The following is a 15,771-nucleotide window of genomic DNA, read 5'->3' on the forward strand; positions in this document are numbered from 1 at the left end:
TCATGAAGGTCGCCGCAATCACAGGTTTGACGCAGGAATCGGTCACCGACTTCAGGCGCAGGCGCATCAGGACCTTCGAGATCCGCAGCGCCCATAACCTCCAGGCATTTTCAGAGATAGGCCCCGGAGATAAGGTGTTCATCACAGACGTGGCGCTGCCCGACCTGGTGCCGGGGCTCTGCGGCTGCATAGCTATCGTAAAAGGCGTGGACATCCGCATGCACCGGATGACCTACACCACTCAGGCCAACGTGGAAGAACGCGAAACCCTCTCCGGCCGCATCCAGCTGATCCTGCACTCCACCGGGAAGGTCCGGGAAGTCTACCCCGTCGAAGTGTATAAGCCCATCTACGTAGATGCTATTGAAGTAGCAATGTGCGAAGCGCGATGATAAGACATGTTCAACACAATTTTTGTTTACGGTACGCTGAGAGACCCTGATGTGCTCAGCCGGTTGCTGAGACGAGTACCGCCCATGAAGCCGGCCAAAGTCGAAGGTTACCGCAAGTACTTTGATCAGGACGCAGGGTTCCCCATGGCCATCAAGGAGAAAGGATCGGTCATCGATGGCGCGCTGATGACGGGTATTGGCAGCCGGGACCTGAGCACTCTCGACGATTACGAGGGGATCAGGAAAGGCCTGTACAAGCGAATTACTGTGCAGGTAATGCCAGCGGGCTCAAAGGCGCCCGTAGAAGCCTTCATGTATGTCAAGGGCACCGGCGAGGACATCTAAAAAGTAGAAGGGGCTGAAAGAAGATGCCTTCAGTCCCTATAACCTTTTTTATTCTTTTCTCAGGCAGAGCAGCCCGATAGCAGCCAGAATACCCGCTGCTGACAGCAAGATGACTGACTCGCTACCTGCAGGTGCTGCTGTGGGTGTTGCCGGCAGGCTCGTAGGAGCCGCAGGGGTAGGTGTCACTTCGACCGTAGGAGAGGGGCTAAAAGAAGTCAGATCTACTGCGAAGCTGGTTCCCTCGGTGGGGCTGGTCACATTTTTCGAGATAATGCCCGCCGGCGTCTCAACCGATACTGTCAGGTTTTCCCCGGTAGGAACGTTGGCCATGAACTGCCCGGACATGTCGGTCTTAGCTCTGGTAACCGGCGAAATGTTGACAAACACTCCCGGAAGAGGGCTGTTGTCATGCTTGACCGATCCTACCAGGACGATCGTATCCGGTACGGTGACCGGGGTAGCAGTAACCGGGGCTTCAACTGCTGTAAGGTCGAAGTTATAGGTAGTGTTACTACTTTCACCGCCTGTTTCCACGCTTCTGGTCATGGAAGCCCCTCTGTAACTGACTTTAATCGATACGGCCAGGCCGGGATATGCTGATACTTTGTAATAGCCCCCGTCCCTGGTGGTGAAAGAGCTTCCTTCCATGGTGCCGCCCGGTATGACGACAGAAACACCGTCCTGCGGTTTGCCATTGTAGGTGACTATGCCGGAAACATATGCCCAGTCATTCGGTATCGGGGCCTGGGCCATCTGCAATGCCTGGCACGTCGGCATTAGCAGAATAAAGGTTAAAAATGCAACAAGTAGTAGGATGTATTTCGAACGCATGATAATTCAACCGTTGCTTGAGAGATAGTGACGCGATAATATAACATTTATCTCACAATCTGTATCTAATGGTCGTACTTCCGACTTATGAACGACAGATAAAAAGTGGCCTTATCCGGTTACATAAAAAAGAGGCCGGAGTTATCCGCTCCGGCGATATCTTAAATCTACATTATTTTCTGATCTTGATCAAGCCGATGGCTGCCAGTATACCAACTGCTGCCAGAGCCACCGCAAACTCGCTACCCGCAGGAGCCGCAGTCGGAGTGGGCGTTGCAGGAATGGCTGTAGCAGTAGGCGTAGATACCGGGGTAGCCCCAGGTGTAGCGGTAATCGTGGCAATGGCTGTCGCTGTTGCAGTCGCTACGGGTGTTGCTGTCACAGCGCCTGCCTCCGTGATGTTCAGGTCTACTACTATGGTACCTGAAGCCGGTGTGACGATAGCTTTCGAGTCTGAGCCCGCTGCCGTTACTACCGATACTGTCACGTTGAGATTTCCGGGTACGTTGGCGCTGTAATGTCCTGTATTAGTCGTAGTTACTTTCGTGACGGGAGACACGTTGACTTCAACGCCTGCCAGTGGGCTTCCCTGGTACTTTACAAGTCCGACAATGGTTGCAGTATTCGGGCCGAGAGCCTGGGATGCCGGTGTGGCAGTCGGAAGGGGGGCCAGATCAAAGTTCTGTGTCACTGTGCTGCCGGCTTCTCCAGCCATTACCGTTTTAGTCTCGCTGGCATTGGCAAACGAAGCTCTTACTGATACAGCAATATTTGGCACGACACTCAGGTTATAGTAGCCACCATTCTTCGTCGTATCCGAGGCTCCGCCCACCAGTTCGACTTTCACTCCATCCATGTAGGTGCCCTGGTAGGTAACCCGGCCAGTGATCGTGGAGCTGGTCTGGGCGGACGTGATGGCCGGCAGGACGATCGCAGTCACTATTAGCGATACGAGCAGGATTATCATTAACTTCGATTTTATGCGCATGATGTTCAGCCTTCTCTTTTAAGGGTTTATAAAACCATTATTATTATATCATATTATTTTATTTTAAGAGGTTGCATAGTAATAAAGCTTTGGTTAAAAAGTATCATCTGGTACTCCGGTACGCAGCATTTATATACGAGTACAGACATTTAATCCCCGGGCTGGGCTCGTGGCTTAGTCAGGATATAGCACCGGCCTTCTAAGCCGGGGGTCGTGGGTTCGAATCCCACCGGGCCCGCTAAACATTTTCAAAGCGAAAGTGTTTAAGTTGAACGTTTAACAATCGAAAACGTTTAATAGGGTAAAACGCCTATAACAGTTCGCAGGGGTTGTGGCCAAGCCAGGTATGGCGACGGGCTCCAGCGGTGGAAGGGTCGAAGAGGCCCTCCAGAAATATGATGAGCAACGGGTCACCTGAAGCTACCCGACGGGGCGGCTTATGAGGAACCGTTGGAGCGCTGATTTCAGTGTTCTCTGGTGAAATCCCAGGCATATCGGAGAGACCCGTCGATCAGGAGTTCAAATCTCTTCAACCCCACATACTTTTATTATTCTTAACGTGTTCAGGAGTACCTGCCATGGCTGTCGATTTTGGCCTGCTTGAAAAAGAACTGCAAGCCATGGCGATGGCAGACGGTGCCACCGAGTTTAAGCGCATCCATACCCATGATATAAGTACTGCGCACTGGGTCCGCCAGAAATGCCAGTTCGGATGCCCTAATTATGGGTTGAGGTTATCGTGCCCTCCCTATACCCCGGGCTCTGACGAGACTCGCAAGGTCCTCGACGGATATGCTAACGCGTATATCCTGGGCTACGACGGGTACCTGTACCTCGAATCTAATAACCTGAGCCAGAAAGATGATTGGATCTCCGGATTCGGCGCCCATGTCCGCAAGTCGATGCTAGATCTGGAGCGGCACGCTTTTCTGGAAGGCTACCACAAAGCGCTGACCTACGGTTTCGGCGGTTGCAGGAGATGCGAGACCTGTGCTATCGCACAGGGCAATACTACGTGTAAATTTCCAGCAGAGTTCCGGACTTCCATGGAAGCGGCTGGCATTGATGTGCTTGGAACGCTAAAGACAGCAGGGCTGGAACTGTCTCTCCGGGGGGAGAAAGAGGTTACCCGGAGAGGGCAGGTAGTGTTTCACGTACTGCTACTCTTAGGCTGAACTGGCTCTCAGCCACGACATTGATCGATTATCTATCATACCGCCTTTGCCATGCTTCTACATTCTTTAGCCGTAGCCCGGCAGGCACTGGCGCATTTCACACAGTGTTCCATGGACTTGTGTTTCTCGCACTCGTCGGCGCATACGTCGCATATTTCCGCGCACATCGAGCATGAAGCTTCAGAGACCACGCTGTTTCTGGACATGTACCTCGCAGCCATGACACAGACATCAGAACAGTCCTGGTTAAGCTCGATGCACTGGGTGAGCTTCTTTACGTCCTTTTCGTTGAGGCAGGCATTGGCGCAGGCATCGCATGATTCTGCGCAGTCGTAGCAAAGATCGATACACTTCTGGTATTTATCCTGTTTCAGCATTTGCATCAGTATCACATCCCGAGCGGGAATATATCTGCATTATACCTTAAAATTTGGACCAGAAATAAAAAATCTGGGGTTTGATATGGCGTAGGATACTAAAACTGCGTTATCGGGGAAGAACTGGCTATATGGCCCCTAAAACGTCTTTCTTATTTGAAATTACCCCTCAGAAATCTCAATTTTGTTAAAAAAAGGCTAAATAAGCCTGCTTATGAATATTCATCGTTAAGAATGATCCTCGACTGTGATCATGTTTGAAGATGTTGGATTGAGGTATGTTGTATGGTTTCGGAAAACGGTTCCCCCGGGTTTTTTGGAAGAGGCGAAATTGAGCGCCTTAGAGAAAAAGTCTTTTTCTACGAGCAGATTCTGGACGCGCTTCCCTGGCCCCTCTCGGTCACGGATATGAACATGAACTGGACCTTTATCAACAAGCCAGTCGAAAACATGCTGGGTGTCAAGCGAAAAGATGTGCTGGGAAAACACTGCAGCAACTGGAACGCAGACATCTGCAGGACCGCAAACTGCGGCATCACCAAGCTCCGGCAGGGGCAGCTCTACACCTTCTTCAACCAGAACGGTGGGAACTTCAGAGTAGATACTGCCTACATCACAAACTCCCGCGGCGAAAAGGCCGGCCACGTCGAGATAGTTCAGGACATCTCTGCACTTTCAAAGGTATCCGAGTACCAGAAAGCCGAAGTTAACCGGGTGGCGGAAAACCTCAAAAAGCTGGCAGAAGGAAATCTGAACCTCGACCTGACTGTTACTGAAGCAGATCAGTATACAAGGGAAGTAAGAGACAACTTTGTTATTATCAGCCAGCGTCTCGATCAGGTCAAATCCTCGATTAAGGCGCTGGTCGACGATGTGGAAATGATCACCAAAGCCGGCACAGACGGCAGGCTCGAAGTCAGGGCCGACGTAACACGGCATAAGGGCGACTACAGCCATATTGTAAAAGGTGTCAACGACACGCTGGACTCGGTAACCCGGCCCATCAACGAGGCGATGAGGATCTCCGAAGCGTACTCCAGAGGAGATCTCACAGCCAGGGTCCGGATCACTACCACCGGTGACTTCCGTAAGTTCGGCTCGTACCTCGACCAGACTGGTGTTGGCCTGACTGCTACGGTCAAGGGCATCAATTCCCAGGTCAGCGAGCTTAACTCGGCGATGGAAAACGTGAACGTCAGCATCGAAGAAGTGCTCACCGCCACGAGGAAGATGTCCGAAGGAGCGTCCAATATCGGCGGCAGCATCGCCAGCGGATCTGAAGGAGTGAAGCAGGTGCTCAAATCGATGGAGGACATGTCCCGGGGCATATCCAACATATCGAAGAACACAGAGCTGACTTCGACCCTGTCTGCGAGCGCCAACGAGCAGAGCAAGAAAGGCGCGGACCTGGCCCAGAAAGCCGGCAAGAGCATGGTTGAAGTGACTAACGCTTCGAACGAAGTGGCCAACATCATCGTAGATATCCGCTCCGAGATGGAAAAGATCGGCAAGATCGTCCAGCTCATCCAGAACATTGCCAACCAGACTAACCTGCTTGCACTCAACGCTGCCATAGAGGCAGCCCGTGCCGGAGAAGCAGGCAGAGGCTTTGCCGTAGTGGCATCCGAAGTCAAGGCACTGGCGGAGAACTCCCAAAAATCCGCGGGCAGCATCGCCGAGATGATCGGCACGCTGCAGAGCAAGACCGACAGTGCGGCAAACGCAGTGGAGACATCTACCCGGCAGGTGGCCAACGGTACCGAACAGGTCAACCAGGCGCTTAAAGCGTTTAATGATATCGTCGTATCCGTAGGCGATATCTCCCGGAACATCTCAGATATTGCTGGCGCAACCCAGGGCCAGGCTATCACGGTGGAAAAGATCACGGTGAACATGACTGAAGTCTCCAGCATGCTCGAGAACGTGGCCAACGATTCCCAGCAGTCTGCGGCCTTCACCGAGGAAGTTACCGCCTCCCTGGACGAGATCGGCAAGATCATCGACCACGTCAACAACGTGTCCCGCAACGTTTCCTCTGAGATGAAGAAGTTTAAAGTGGAGGCGTGATTCCGGTGGTAATGGAAGCCCCGTTAAAAGCAGCCATGCCGGCCACAGCTTCGGCGTCCCAGGAGATCCTTGCCGACGAGCTTCAGGTCGTCGAGTTCCAGCTGGCTGAAGAGATCTATGCCATCAACCTGTTCCACGTCAAGGAGATCGTGCAGTACACCAAAGTAACCAGACTACCTAACTCGCCCGGCCACATCCTGGGCATCGTCGATCTCCGGGGAGAGATATGCACGATCTTCGACATCAAGAACAAGCTGAACCTCGGTGACAACGGCCAGCTGAATGCTGAGAACGCCAAGGTCATCGTGCTGGACGACAAGATCATAGGCTACAAGCTTGGCATACTGGTAGACAATGTCCTGAACGTGACGTCAGTAGCTAAAGACCAGATCGACCAGTCCCAGTCATCGAGAGATTACGACTCATCTATCCTGGGCATCATCAAGAAGCCGCTCAGGGTCGACGGGAAAGAGTCCTGCGAGCTTGTCATACTCGTGGATATAAAAAAGATCGTGGGCGATGCCACGATCTGATTTCTATTTTTATCAGCGATACTCTTTCAGTTTAAAAAAACTCTGGCTTCAGATCGGGAACATCTTTCTGAAGCCGTCCATGAACTTGCCATCCGGCCCGGCAAGTATCCTGCTCTTTTGCAGCACGAAGATCGTGATCAAAGCTGCAATTCCGTATGCCGCTCCCGGTACGTTCGGGAAGATCAGCGCCAGCGCTGCAATAAACATCGCTACCCGTTCGATCCTGGTCAGCTTCACCATCCAGAACCCTGTCAGCGCTATTTGCAAGCACAAAATTCCGAGGAACATCGTAGCGATATCGAATATGGCTCCGCCCATCGATAGCGGGCTGGCCCAGTCGATGCCGATTAGTAATATGGCAGGCGAATACACGAAGGCAAATGGCACCATCATCTTGTTCATCGAAATCTTGAACGCTTCAAGGCCGGTCTTGAACTGGTTCGACTTCGCGATGCCCGAGGCAGCGTAAGCGGCCAGCGCTACAGGCGGAGTCACATCGGCCAGCACGCCGTAGTACAGCACGAACAGGTGTATGGCCATCACCGGGATCAGTATGCCCGAGGGCAGGTGCATCGTAGCCAGTGCCGGGGCTGCCATGGTGACCAGTACGATGTATGTAGCGGTTGTCGGCAGGCCCATGCCCAGCACGAGGCAGGCTAACATTGTCAGAATCAGTGCGATGAATAGCGAGCCTCCGGAAATTACCGATACCAGCATGGCGATCTTAAGGCCCAGGCCGGTAAGTGTGGCAACACCGGAGATAATGCCTGCTGTAGCACATGCCAGCGCAACACCCGAGGAACCTTTGGTGCCTTCTTCCAGGGCCAGCCTGAACTTGCCAACGTCCATTCCTTCCAGCTTTTTACCAGTGAAGTGGCAGATTGCTACAAGCACGATAACTGGCGGAAGTATGCTGTAGAATATTGCCATCATGGCCGAGAGGTTGAGGAGGTAAAGGCAAGTTGCAACTAACGCTACATAGGCTATTGCTATTCCTGCGAGGATTGCATACTTACGCTCCTTGTAAGCTCTGGCCAGGTCAGGCACATAGCTGAGAGCGATAATTGATATGATGCTGAAGACACCTGCATAAGGTATCGAGACTTTGGCGATCAGGATGAGGTAGAGCAGCAGGAATACCGAGATGCTTACGTACCCTTTCTCCCGGACGAGCTTTTTCCAGTCCGGCAGGTCCGATTTTGGCACTGACTTCAGGCCGACTCTGTTTGCCTCGAGGTGCGCCATGATCCAGACGCCCGTGAAGAAAGCGATGGCGGGAATGATCGCAGATATGATGATCTCGCTGTACGGGATGCCCGTAAACTCGACCATGATGAAGGCAGCCGCTCCCATGACAGGGGGCATGATCTGGCCGCCCGTGGACGATGCCGCTTCGATTCCACCCGCGAATTCTTTCCGGTAGCCCGCTTTCTTCATCAGCGGAATTGTAAACGATCCGACTGTGACAGCGTTGGCGATCGAGCTGCCCGAGATCATGCCGAAGAAGCCGGAGGCAAGCACCGAAGTTTTCGCAGGGCCGCCCTTTCTCCAGCCGGTGAGCGCGTAGGCCAGGTTGATGAAGAAGTCACCCGCGCCCGAATACTTGAGGAACGCGCCGAAGAGGATGAAGACGATCACGTATATCGCCGATACGTACAGGGGTACGCCGAAGATGCCCTGGTCGGTGTACCACAGGTGGGAGATAATCCGCTCGATGGAATAGCCCCTGTGAGTGAGAATCCCTGGAAGGTATGCGCCGACAAAGGCGTAGATGATGAACAGCCCTGCCAGAATGCTCAGGGCGGGGCCGACAGTCCTGCGGGTAGCTTCAAGTACCAGCATGATGCCGATAGCGCCTATGATCAGATCAAACTGGGATTCCATACCCGAGCGGGAGACGATATCCTGGTAGCAAAAGACCCAGTACAGGCAGACAGCAGCGCTTAGTCCGCCAAGTATCAAATCGTATACCGGTACTTTGTCGAGACCTTTCTTGCCTGTCAGTGCCTTAGACCAGATCGGGTAAATGAAGAACGCCAGGACTATCATGAACATCAGGTGCAGGGACAGGTGCAGCTGATAGTTCGGCATGTATACCGATGCATACAGGTGGTACAGCGAGCTGATAATTGCTATCGCAGATACCAGCAGGATTCCCCAGCGTGTCAGGCTACGTATGTTGGAGTATTTGACCTCCAGGTCGTCTAACTCCGTTTGATCAAGTTTTATGGTCTTATCTTCAGGCACCTTTCTACCCCCTTGTATTTCTGTGTCATGACTTGGCATGGCATTGTTCAATCGGCCATGATCATTTTAGAGGTTAAAGTCCTTCTTGAAAGGTATTATACAGTCGGGCAGGTCACGATCTGCCCGACTGTATGAAACCTTTCACAAAGGACTATAAAACTAATAGTAAAGTAACCAATAGCATATATAACCTTTACGAATCAAAATCGAGGGCTAAAAAATGGTTCTAATCGCACTGGCAATAATTTTTACCGGTGTATTTCGCTCTATCCGGAGTATTAATGGCTTTTCATGCGGGGCTACGCCCGATAACTGGCTAGTTTCTCCGGAGGTTACGATGTAATGCCTGGTAAAATCGAGGGTCATAAAGTTGATCTCATCATAAGTGATACCGATGTTCTCAATGGTAAAATTGCCCTGGCCATCGGTAGTGATATTATAGGACTGATCTGACGGCAGGCCCGCACCCATCGATCCGTAGGTGGTATTTTCAAGCAATAGCTGGCCATCACCGGTGATTGAGAACGTATCGACTACCAGGACTTTCTCTACAGAATGTTTGAAGCCAAGGCTTACTATATCCCCGGGCTGAACGTTTTTCGCATAATAAACATGTCCTGCTTTGTCCATGATTACCAGCGACATGCCGCAGGGCAGGAAAAAGAATAAAAGGATCATCGCTATCCCGAGGATAGCGGCGATCCCGAGTTTTTTCTTCATATGGCACGAATAGTCTTACGGAAGAATATTCTGCTCATCGAAGTACTTCTTGGCACCGGGGTGCAGTTCGATGGACATGCCCTTCAGCGCGTTGGCCTTGGTGATCTGCTTTGCAACCGCGTGGGGGTAGTTGCTGATCGGGCTGCTGGAGTCGTACATTGCCTTCAGCAGGCTGTAGACATCCTCTTCCGGAATATCCTGGTTGACTACGAGCATGGCCATGATGGTCACGGTCTCGGTGTCGTGGTTGACACTTCTGTAGGTGCCTGCAGGCAGAGTCTGGGCTGCGTAGAACGGCGAGCTTGCCATCAGGGCATCCCTCTCGGCGCCGGAGACTGGCACGATGTAGATGTCGTTAGTAGTAGCCAGCTCGGAGATGGCTGCAGTGGGTGCGCCACCGGTCCAGAAGGCTGCGTCAACCTGGTCGTTCTTCATCATTTCAGCTGCCTGGGCGAGCTTGACGGAAGAGGGCTGGACGTCTTCTTCAGTGAGGTTGTATGCCTTCAGGATTTCGAGAGCGTTGAACCAGGAGCCGCTGCCACGGTCGCCCATGACTACACGCTTGCCCTTAAGGTCGCTAACGTTCTTAATGCCGGAGCTGTTGAGGGTGATGATCTGGATGGTCTCCGGGTACAGGCAGGTTACGCCCTTGATCATCGTCAGGTTACCGGAGGTGGCAAAGTCCCGCTGGCCGTTGACTGCCGCGTAGGCTACATCGTTCTGGATGGTAGCAAAGTCGACACTCTTGTTGCTGAGCAGGCGGCAGTTCATGACCGAAGCGCCGGTAGACTCGACCGACATGTTGTACCCGGTGCTGGCGTTGTTCGCAGACTGCGCGATGCCGCTGCCGATCGGGTAATATGTACCGGCTACACCGCCGGTGGCGATCGTGTACTGCTTGACCGGAGTGGTGCACCCGAGGGACACCGCCGAGAGCAGCAGTACTGACAGCACAATTAAAATAGAGAATACTTTCTTATTGTTTGACATTATAATCCTCCCATCATCGAGCACTGGGCTCGAACTAACGTAAGATAATTTAGATGAATAATCGTATGTATTATAAACGTTTGTACGGTAAGCATATGATCTGTCGCTAAAAAATTTTATATAGCTTGCGCCTGCCTATCACATCTATGCTCGACTTGCTGCTGGCCGGCCTGCTTATCGGTGCCACTCATGCTGTTCCCCCCGGGCCCATCACTTTCGAAGTCTTGAGAAGAGGCATTACAGAAGGGTTCGTATCCGCGCTAAAAGTGGATGCTGGCGCAGTACTGGCAGACAGCGTCTTCTTCGTGCTCATTATGTTGGGTCTGCTGCAGATCCTGAATAATCCGGCCGCGAAAATTATCGTGTGGATCTGTGGATGCGCCCTGCTACTGTTCCTGGGCATCCGGGGCATTGTCAAGGCGTTCAAAAACGGCAAAAGAAAGGCTGGCGACGCTGACGATGCTACGTCTAAAAAGGAGACCACCCCCCTTTTAACCGGCTTTTTGATCTGCATCACCAGCCCGTTCGCCATCATCTGGTGGACCGGCGTCTTCGCAGGGTCCGTAGCCATTTCCGGCCAGGGTATGGCCACCATGCTCTGGTTGTTTGCTGGCATAGCGATCGCAGTTTTCGGCTGGTACGGCCTGGTGGGCGCATCGGGCACCTTCGGCAAGAAGCTGCTGCAGGGTAAAATGACTGTGGTCCTGTCTCTGGTCTGCTCTCTCACCATGATCGTGTTTGCTGCCATCCTATTCTACCGGGGTTACGTATCCTTTATCGGCTAACTTGAAGTGAACCTATCCGTTATTCAAGGTACTATTCACGCAACTCCACTCGATATAGCTTTTTTTAAAATTTTTTGTTAAATTTGACGGGATTACTACAATTGTCGTACCAAAGCTTAATATGTAATGAATGATAATGATGGTTTTACATTACTAAGAGGTTGTATCATGACGGAAACCGTGGAAACTCAAAAATCAAGGATCGTATCGACCGTCTACTGTGTAAATACTAACCATGCGTACGTTTACGAACTGTTGAACGGGGACATCGTAAGCTTCAAAAAGGTTGCTGTATCAGCCTAAATTATTTTTTACGATTTTTAACTGCGCTCAGCAGAAATACCTGATTCTGGACCATATTATCTAGCTAGCAATTAATTATATTGCTTTAGTTTCAAAATACATAGAATAAATTAATAAACTATTGCAGCCTATGACAGCAGTTGAGGTCTGTATCATGCAGGAAACAACAATTGTGGGAACACCTGACAAAAAGAACACTATTACCTCCAGGGTCTTTTGCGTCAACACCGGACACACCTATGTGTACGAGCTTTTAAATGGGGAAATAGTCTCGGAAGAGAAAGTCCTCGCATAAGCGCCGGCTACTGGCAAGGCCTGTCAATTTCCTCTTTTCTATCTTCCCCGGCGTCGAAAATAAACGGTTTTTATGTCACGAAAACCTATTTAAGACATAGCCACGTTGGTATCTGAGAATAGCATGGATATCAAGCCGTTACAGCTTCTGGTGTTAACCTCTGCCGTTTTTATATTCACCCTCGGCTTCGGCATTATCATACCCATTATTCCTTACTATACCAGAAGTGTCAACGCGACCGCTTTTGATCTAGGTCTGCTTCTGGCCACTTTCTCTTTTCTCCAGTTTTTCTGCGGGCCGCTATGGGGAAAAATATCAGACCACATCGGCCGTAAGCCCGTTATCGCCTTCAGTCTGCTGGGCTTTACCGTCGCTTTCGCGATCGTAGGCTTATCCAATTATCTGTGGATGATCTTCGTTGCCGTGGCGATCGGCGGCTTTTTCTCTGCAGGCATCTCTCCGGCGGTTCTGGCCTTCATAGCCGATATTTCCCGCCCCTCCGAACGGGCAAGGCTGATGGGCCTGATGGGGGCTGTATCAGGCCTCGGCTTTATCATCGGGCCGTTCGTTTCCAGCTTTTTATCCGTCTTCGGGCTTTCTGTGCCGTTCTTCGCCGCAGCACTGCTTTCCTTTATCACTCTGCTGGGGTGCATGGTACTGATCCCTGAATCGATCTCTTACGGGCAGCTAGTCAAAATACGCGACGCGATCAAGCCGCTATCCATGCTGAAAATGATCGGTGAAACCTTCAAACACATGTTTTTCGCGCTCAAAACCGGAGTCGGCGTCTTTCTTCTGGCCATGCTGGTCATCAGCTTTGCCATATCGGGATTCGAAGGAACCTTCACCTATTTCCTGATGGACCAGATCGGGCTGTCCAGCGTAACTTCGTTCGTCAAGGTCTTCGACAGCGGTATAAACCTCACCGGCCCTGAAGCTATGGGTATCGTTTTTGCCCTTATGGGGGCGGTCAGCGTACTGTGTCAGGGCTTACTTGTCGGCAGAGCTATCGAGCTATTCGGCGAGGAAAAGGTGATCATCTTCGGTCTCATGATCGCTTCTATAGGCATGGTACTACTGCTAACCGCTACTGAGCTCGGTGCAGCCCTGGGATACATTTGTATTATCAGCGTCGGCAGCGGTCTGGTTTTCCCCTGTTTAAACACAGTCATATCCCGCCGTACGGATCACAGAAACCAGGGAGTAGCTATGGGTATAATGAGCTCTTACGGAAGCTTCGGGAGAGTGCTCGGCCCGCCGGTAGCTGGCTACGCATATGTAATCAATATAGCGTTTCCCTACGCCCTTTCAGCGTTATTTATGCTACTCTCCGCAGTCGGCCTGATCGCGTTTATCCTGACAGAGCATAAGAAGAGTAAAGTAGACGATGATATGCTGATGCCGGAGATTCTGATAAAGTCCAGATGATATAAGAATCAGATCTTGACTACATCAATCACTCTGGCGTATTTTAGATCATTAGTGTTAAGATCCGTCTTGGTCTCGAAGATTAGCATACCATCCGTCTTGCAGGACTCAATCTTGGTTTCGTAGATGACCGACTGGTTAAACGAGGCGTACTCCAGCGACGAATCGATGATCTTGCTGCTCAGGATAGACGCTTTATCAAAATTGGTGTTGCGCAGCTCTGACGAGTAGATCTCGACACCTGACAGGTACGAGGATGACAGGTCAGTTCCGAGCACGTTTACTCTGTTAAAGAATGAATTTGATATTTTCGAGCCTGACATTTTACAGAGGTGCATATCCGAGCCTTCGAACCGTGACTTGTAAATGACAGATTCGCCGAAGTCTGCCTGGGACATGTCGGTGTTTTCGAAGGAGCACTTGAAAATTTTCGTCTTGCGCCCTATGACCCGGTTTAGCCTGGCATTTTTAAAACTGCAGTTGATCAACTGGCAGTCGTACAGGTTCAAATTTTCCAGGGTCGCGCCTTCGAAGTTGACATCCACGAGCTGCATGCCATGGAAGTCAGCCCTGCTGAGATCGGCGTGGCTCAGGTCTTTTTCCCGGATGCCCCCGGAAAAGTTAGCTTCTCGTAATTCAAGCAGATATTTCGTTTTTTTCATGAGCGCATTGTCAGGCATAGTCAGGTCACGAATAGCAAGATCATATCCTTTCTGATGGTATATAAATGTGAACATCGGATATATGTCGAAAATATTCCGTGCCTGAGATTGGGCCAGAGTGAATTTTCAAGGAAAGAGTTATTTACAGCATAAAGCAAAATACTGATAAGTATACAATTTTTTATACATAAATAATAAGATATTATTGTGAAATATCTACAAAATATTGTATATGATATTGTATAATTATATTACATTATAGTAAATATCAAATTTTCTAATATGCATTTTTATTATATACATTGTAACACAAATAACCTACGGTAAATGAAAAATGTTTTACATAATTCTTATATTCTTTTTTGTATATGATATAGTATCAGATGAGGTTGAAAATCGATTGGTTTTTGCAATAATTTGTAATTATGTTATCCCTTGAAACTACGGTTACAGCTCATTTTGGGTATGATCTATCTCTTGTCGCAAAATAACTATTTTACGACAAAATGAAGCCTGATTATAGGATTATGGTGGTAACTGTATATCTGGTAGTATTTCATATGCTATAGCTGCTTATCCTGATCTAATCTGATCACGTAAGATGCCTGTCAGCCCGAGAAGTTCACGGACTCAAGCAACTTTTTCTTGGTTTAACTCATAATACTTTTATCTCGATGTCGCTCGTTCCCCTTTTGGGGTGGGATGCTGGATATGTGTAAATCACTATACGGCCGTGATGATCAAGGTGTTTTTTTACTGAAGGCTATGTTTGTACTGGGAATACTCGCAATCATTGTGGTCTTAATCATCGGAGCTGGATTGTACCTGGCTTTAGGCTCAGGCCTGAAAGATGAGATTAAAGAAAAGCTGGGAAGAGACAGCGACGATAAAGTAGCCGTAGTATATCTGGAAGGCAAGATGATAGCCGACAAATCGACGGACCCGGCAGATCAAGGCTCTGCGTTCTCGAGCGACGTTGTAAAAGCTTTGAGAAAAGCGACTGCCGATGATGATATCAAGGCTATAGTGCTACGGGTCAATTCGCCGGGTGGCACTCCTGTGGCAGCAGAAGAGATTATTTCTCAGATTAACAGGACCAGGGCTGAAAAACCCGTGATAGTCTCGATGGGCGATTCAGCCACGTCTGCTGCATACTATGTATCGGCAACAGCTGACAAGATCTATGCCAACCCGGACACGTTTACGGGCAGCATTGGGGTCATCTGGGTTTTCAAGAACAAGACCCGGTACTATAATGAAGAAGGTATCAACTTCTACATTGCTAAATCGGGTAACTTCAAGGATGTCGGCGCAGACTGGCGGGGACTTTCGGAAAACGAAAAGTCGTACATCCAGAGCATCATTAACGAAAGCTACGATCGGTTTGTGACTACAGTCGCTGCCGGCAGGGATCTCCCGGAGGATAAAATCCGGGCGATAGCAGATGGCAGGGTCTTTACAGGCACCAGCGCTAAGAATATGGGGCTGGTAGACGAAATCGGCGGCCTCTACGATGCTGTCGCCTACGCTGCAAAAGCGGGAGGCATCGACGGGGAGACAGAGATCGTGTATATGAACGAGCCAGCAGCGAAAAGCAAATAATGTTCAAGGCGGGCTTTCCCGCCCATAAGTT

General features: G+C 50.3%; 16 protein-coding genes and 2 tRNA genes. 11 read left to right on the forward strand and 7 right to left on the reverse strand.

From position 1 onward, the window contains the following. Positions 1–2 precede the first annotated feature (2 nt). Both ACPLPM_RS11085 and ACPLPM_RS11090 read left to right on the forward strand, forming a co-directional pair. Positions 3–392, forward strand: a complete 390-nt coding sequence (locus ACPLPM_RS11085) for a DUF473 domain-containing protein (RefSeq protein ID WP_424356840.1) — start codon at positions 3–5, stop codon at positions 390–392. A 6-nt stretch (positions 393–398) separates the two neighbouring features. Beyond that, complete coding sequence (locus tag ACPLPM_RS11090) at positions 399–737, forward strand: gamma-glutamylcyclotransferase family protein (protein WP_424356841.1); 339 nt, start codon at positions 399–401, stop codon at positions 735–737. A gap of 48 nt (positions 738–785) precedes the next feature. Here ACPLPM_RS11090 and ACPLPM_RS11095 read toward each other — a convergent pair whose 3' ends face one another. Both ACPLPM_RS11095 and ACPLPM_RS11100 read right to left on the reverse strand, forming a co-directional pair. After that, the gene (locus tag ACPLPM_RS11095; RefSeq protein ID WP_424356842.1) at positions 786–1,490 is read right to left on the reverse strand and encodes a hypothetical protein; all 705 of its coding nucleotides are present in this window, start codon (positions 1,488–1,490) and stop codon (positions 786–788) included. 250 nt (positions 1,491–1,740) lie between these two features. Beyond that, positions 1,741–2,556 (reverse strand): hypothetical protein, encoded by an 816-nt coding sequence (locus tag ACPLPM_RS11100; protein ID WP_424356843.1) that lies wholly within the window; start codon positions 2,554–2,556, stop codon positions 1,741–1,743. Positions 2,557–2,719: 163 nt separating this feature from the next. On the opposite strand from ACPLPM_RS11100, the gene ACPLPM_RS11105 reads away from it, so the two are divergent. From ACPLPM_RS11105 to ACPLPM_RS11115, 3 genes are all read left to right on the forward strand, one after another. After that, positions 2,720–2,794 (forward strand) — tRNA-Arg (locus tag ACPLPM_RS11105). A gap of 87 nt (positions 2,795–2,881) precedes the next feature. After that, positions 2,882–3,094 (forward strand) — tRNA-Trp (locus ACPLPM_RS11110). A 40-nt stretch (positions 3,095–3,134) separates the two neighbouring features. Next, positions 3,135–3,731: a DUF2284 domain-containing protein gene (locus ACPLPM_RS11115; protein WP_424356844.1), complete on the forward strand. Its 597-nt coding sequence runs from the start codon at positions 3,135–3,137 to the stop codon at positions 3,729–3,731. A gap of 35 nt (positions 3,732–3,766) precedes the next feature. Here the strand turns inward: ACPLPM_RS11115 and ACPLPM_RS11120 are convergent, their stop codons facing one another. Further along, a complete protein-coding gene (locus tag ACPLPM_RS11120) occupies positions 3,767–4,114 on the reverse strand; it encodes a four-helix bundle copper-binding protein (protein ID WP_424356845.1) in 348 nt (115 codons plus the stop codon). A gap of 279 nt (positions 4,115–4,393) precedes the next feature. Between ACPLPM_RS11120 and ACPLPM_RS11125 the strand changes: the two genes are divergently transcribed. Then, positions 4,394–6,175 (forward strand): methyl-accepting chemotaxis protein, encoded by a 1,782-nt coding sequence (locus ACPLPM_RS11125; protein ID WP_424356846.1) that lies wholly within the window; start codon positions 4,394–4,396, stop codon positions 6,173–6,175. Positions 6,176–6,186: 11 nt separating this feature from the next. Further along, positions 6,187–6,708, forward strand: coding sequence for a chemotaxis protein CheW (locus ACPLPM_RS11130; RefSeq protein WP_424356847.1), 522 nt, complete (start codon positions 6,187–6,189; stop codon positions 6,706–6,708). 48 nt (positions 6,709–6,756) lie between these two features. Here ACPLPM_RS11130 and ACPLPM_RS11135 read toward each other — a convergent pair whose 3' ends face one another. From ACPLPM_RS11135 to ACPLPM_RS11145, 3 genes are all read right to left on the reverse strand, one after another. After that, the gene (locus ACPLPM_RS11135; RefSeq protein ID WP_424356848.1) at positions 6,757–8,955 is read right to left on the reverse strand and encodes a TRAP transporter permease; all 2,199 of its coding nucleotides are present in this window, start codon (positions 8,953–8,955) and stop codon (positions 6,757–6,759) included. A 213-nt stretch (positions 8,956–9,168) separates the two neighbouring features. Beyond that, positions 9,169–9,675 (reverse strand): DUF1850 domain-containing protein, encoded by a 507-nt coding sequence (locus ACPLPM_RS11140; RefSeq protein ID WP_424356849.1) that lies wholly within the window; start codon positions 9,673–9,675, stop codon positions 9,169–9,171. A 15-nt stretch (positions 9,676–9,690) separates the two neighbouring features. After that, positions 9,691–10,665, reverse strand: a complete 975-nt coding sequence (locus tag ACPLPM_RS11145; protein ID WP_424356850.1) for a TAXI family TRAP transporter solute-binding subunit — start codon at positions 10,663–10,665, stop codon at positions 9,691–9,693. A gap of 146 nt (positions 10,666–10,811) precedes the next feature. On the opposite strand from ACPLPM_RS11145, the gene ACPLPM_RS11150 reads away from it, so the two are divergent. From ACPLPM_RS11150 to ACPLPM_RS11160, 3 genes are all read left to right on the forward strand, one after another. Then, entirely contained in the window at positions 10,812–11,450 is a 639-nt protein-coding gene (locus tag ACPLPM_RS11150; RefSeq protein ID WP_424356851.1) for a LysE family translocator, read from the forward strand. A 433-nt stretch (positions 11,451–11,883) separates the two neighbouring features. Next, a complete protein-coding gene (locus ACPLPM_RS11155) occupies positions 11,884–12,048 on the forward strand; it encodes a hypothetical protein (RefSeq protein WP_424356852.1) in 165 nt (54 codons plus the stop codon). 123 nt (positions 12,049–12,171) lie between these two features. Further along, complete coding sequence (locus ACPLPM_RS11160) at positions 12,172–13,476, forward strand: MFS transporter (protein ID WP_424356853.1); 1,305 nt, start codon at positions 12,172–12,174, stop codon at positions 13,474–13,476. Positions 13,477–13,484: 8 nt separating this feature from the next. Here the strand turns inward: ACPLPM_RS11160 and ACPLPM_RS11165 are convergent, their stop codons facing one another. Then, positions 13,485–14,156: a pentapeptide repeat-containing protein gene (locus ACPLPM_RS11165; protein ID WP_424356854.1), complete on the reverse strand. Its 672-nt coding sequence runs from the start codon at positions 14,154–14,156 to the stop codon at positions 13,485–13,487. Positions 14,157–14,933: 777 nt separating this feature from the next. On the opposite strand from ACPLPM_RS11165, the gene sppA reads away from it, so the two are divergent. Next, positions 14,934–15,740, forward strand: a complete 807-nt coding sequence (sppA, locus tag ACPLPM_RS11170; protein WP_424356855.1) for a signal peptide peptidase SppA — start codon at positions 14,934–14,936, stop codon at positions 15,738–15,740. Positions 15,741–15,771: the final 31 nt, after the last annotated feature.

The sequence above is a fragment of the Methanocella sp. MCL-LM genome (assembly GCF_049676595.1).
Taxonomy (GTDB): domain Archaea; phylum Halobacteriota; class Methanocellia; order Methanocellales; family Methanocellaceae; genus Methanocella_A.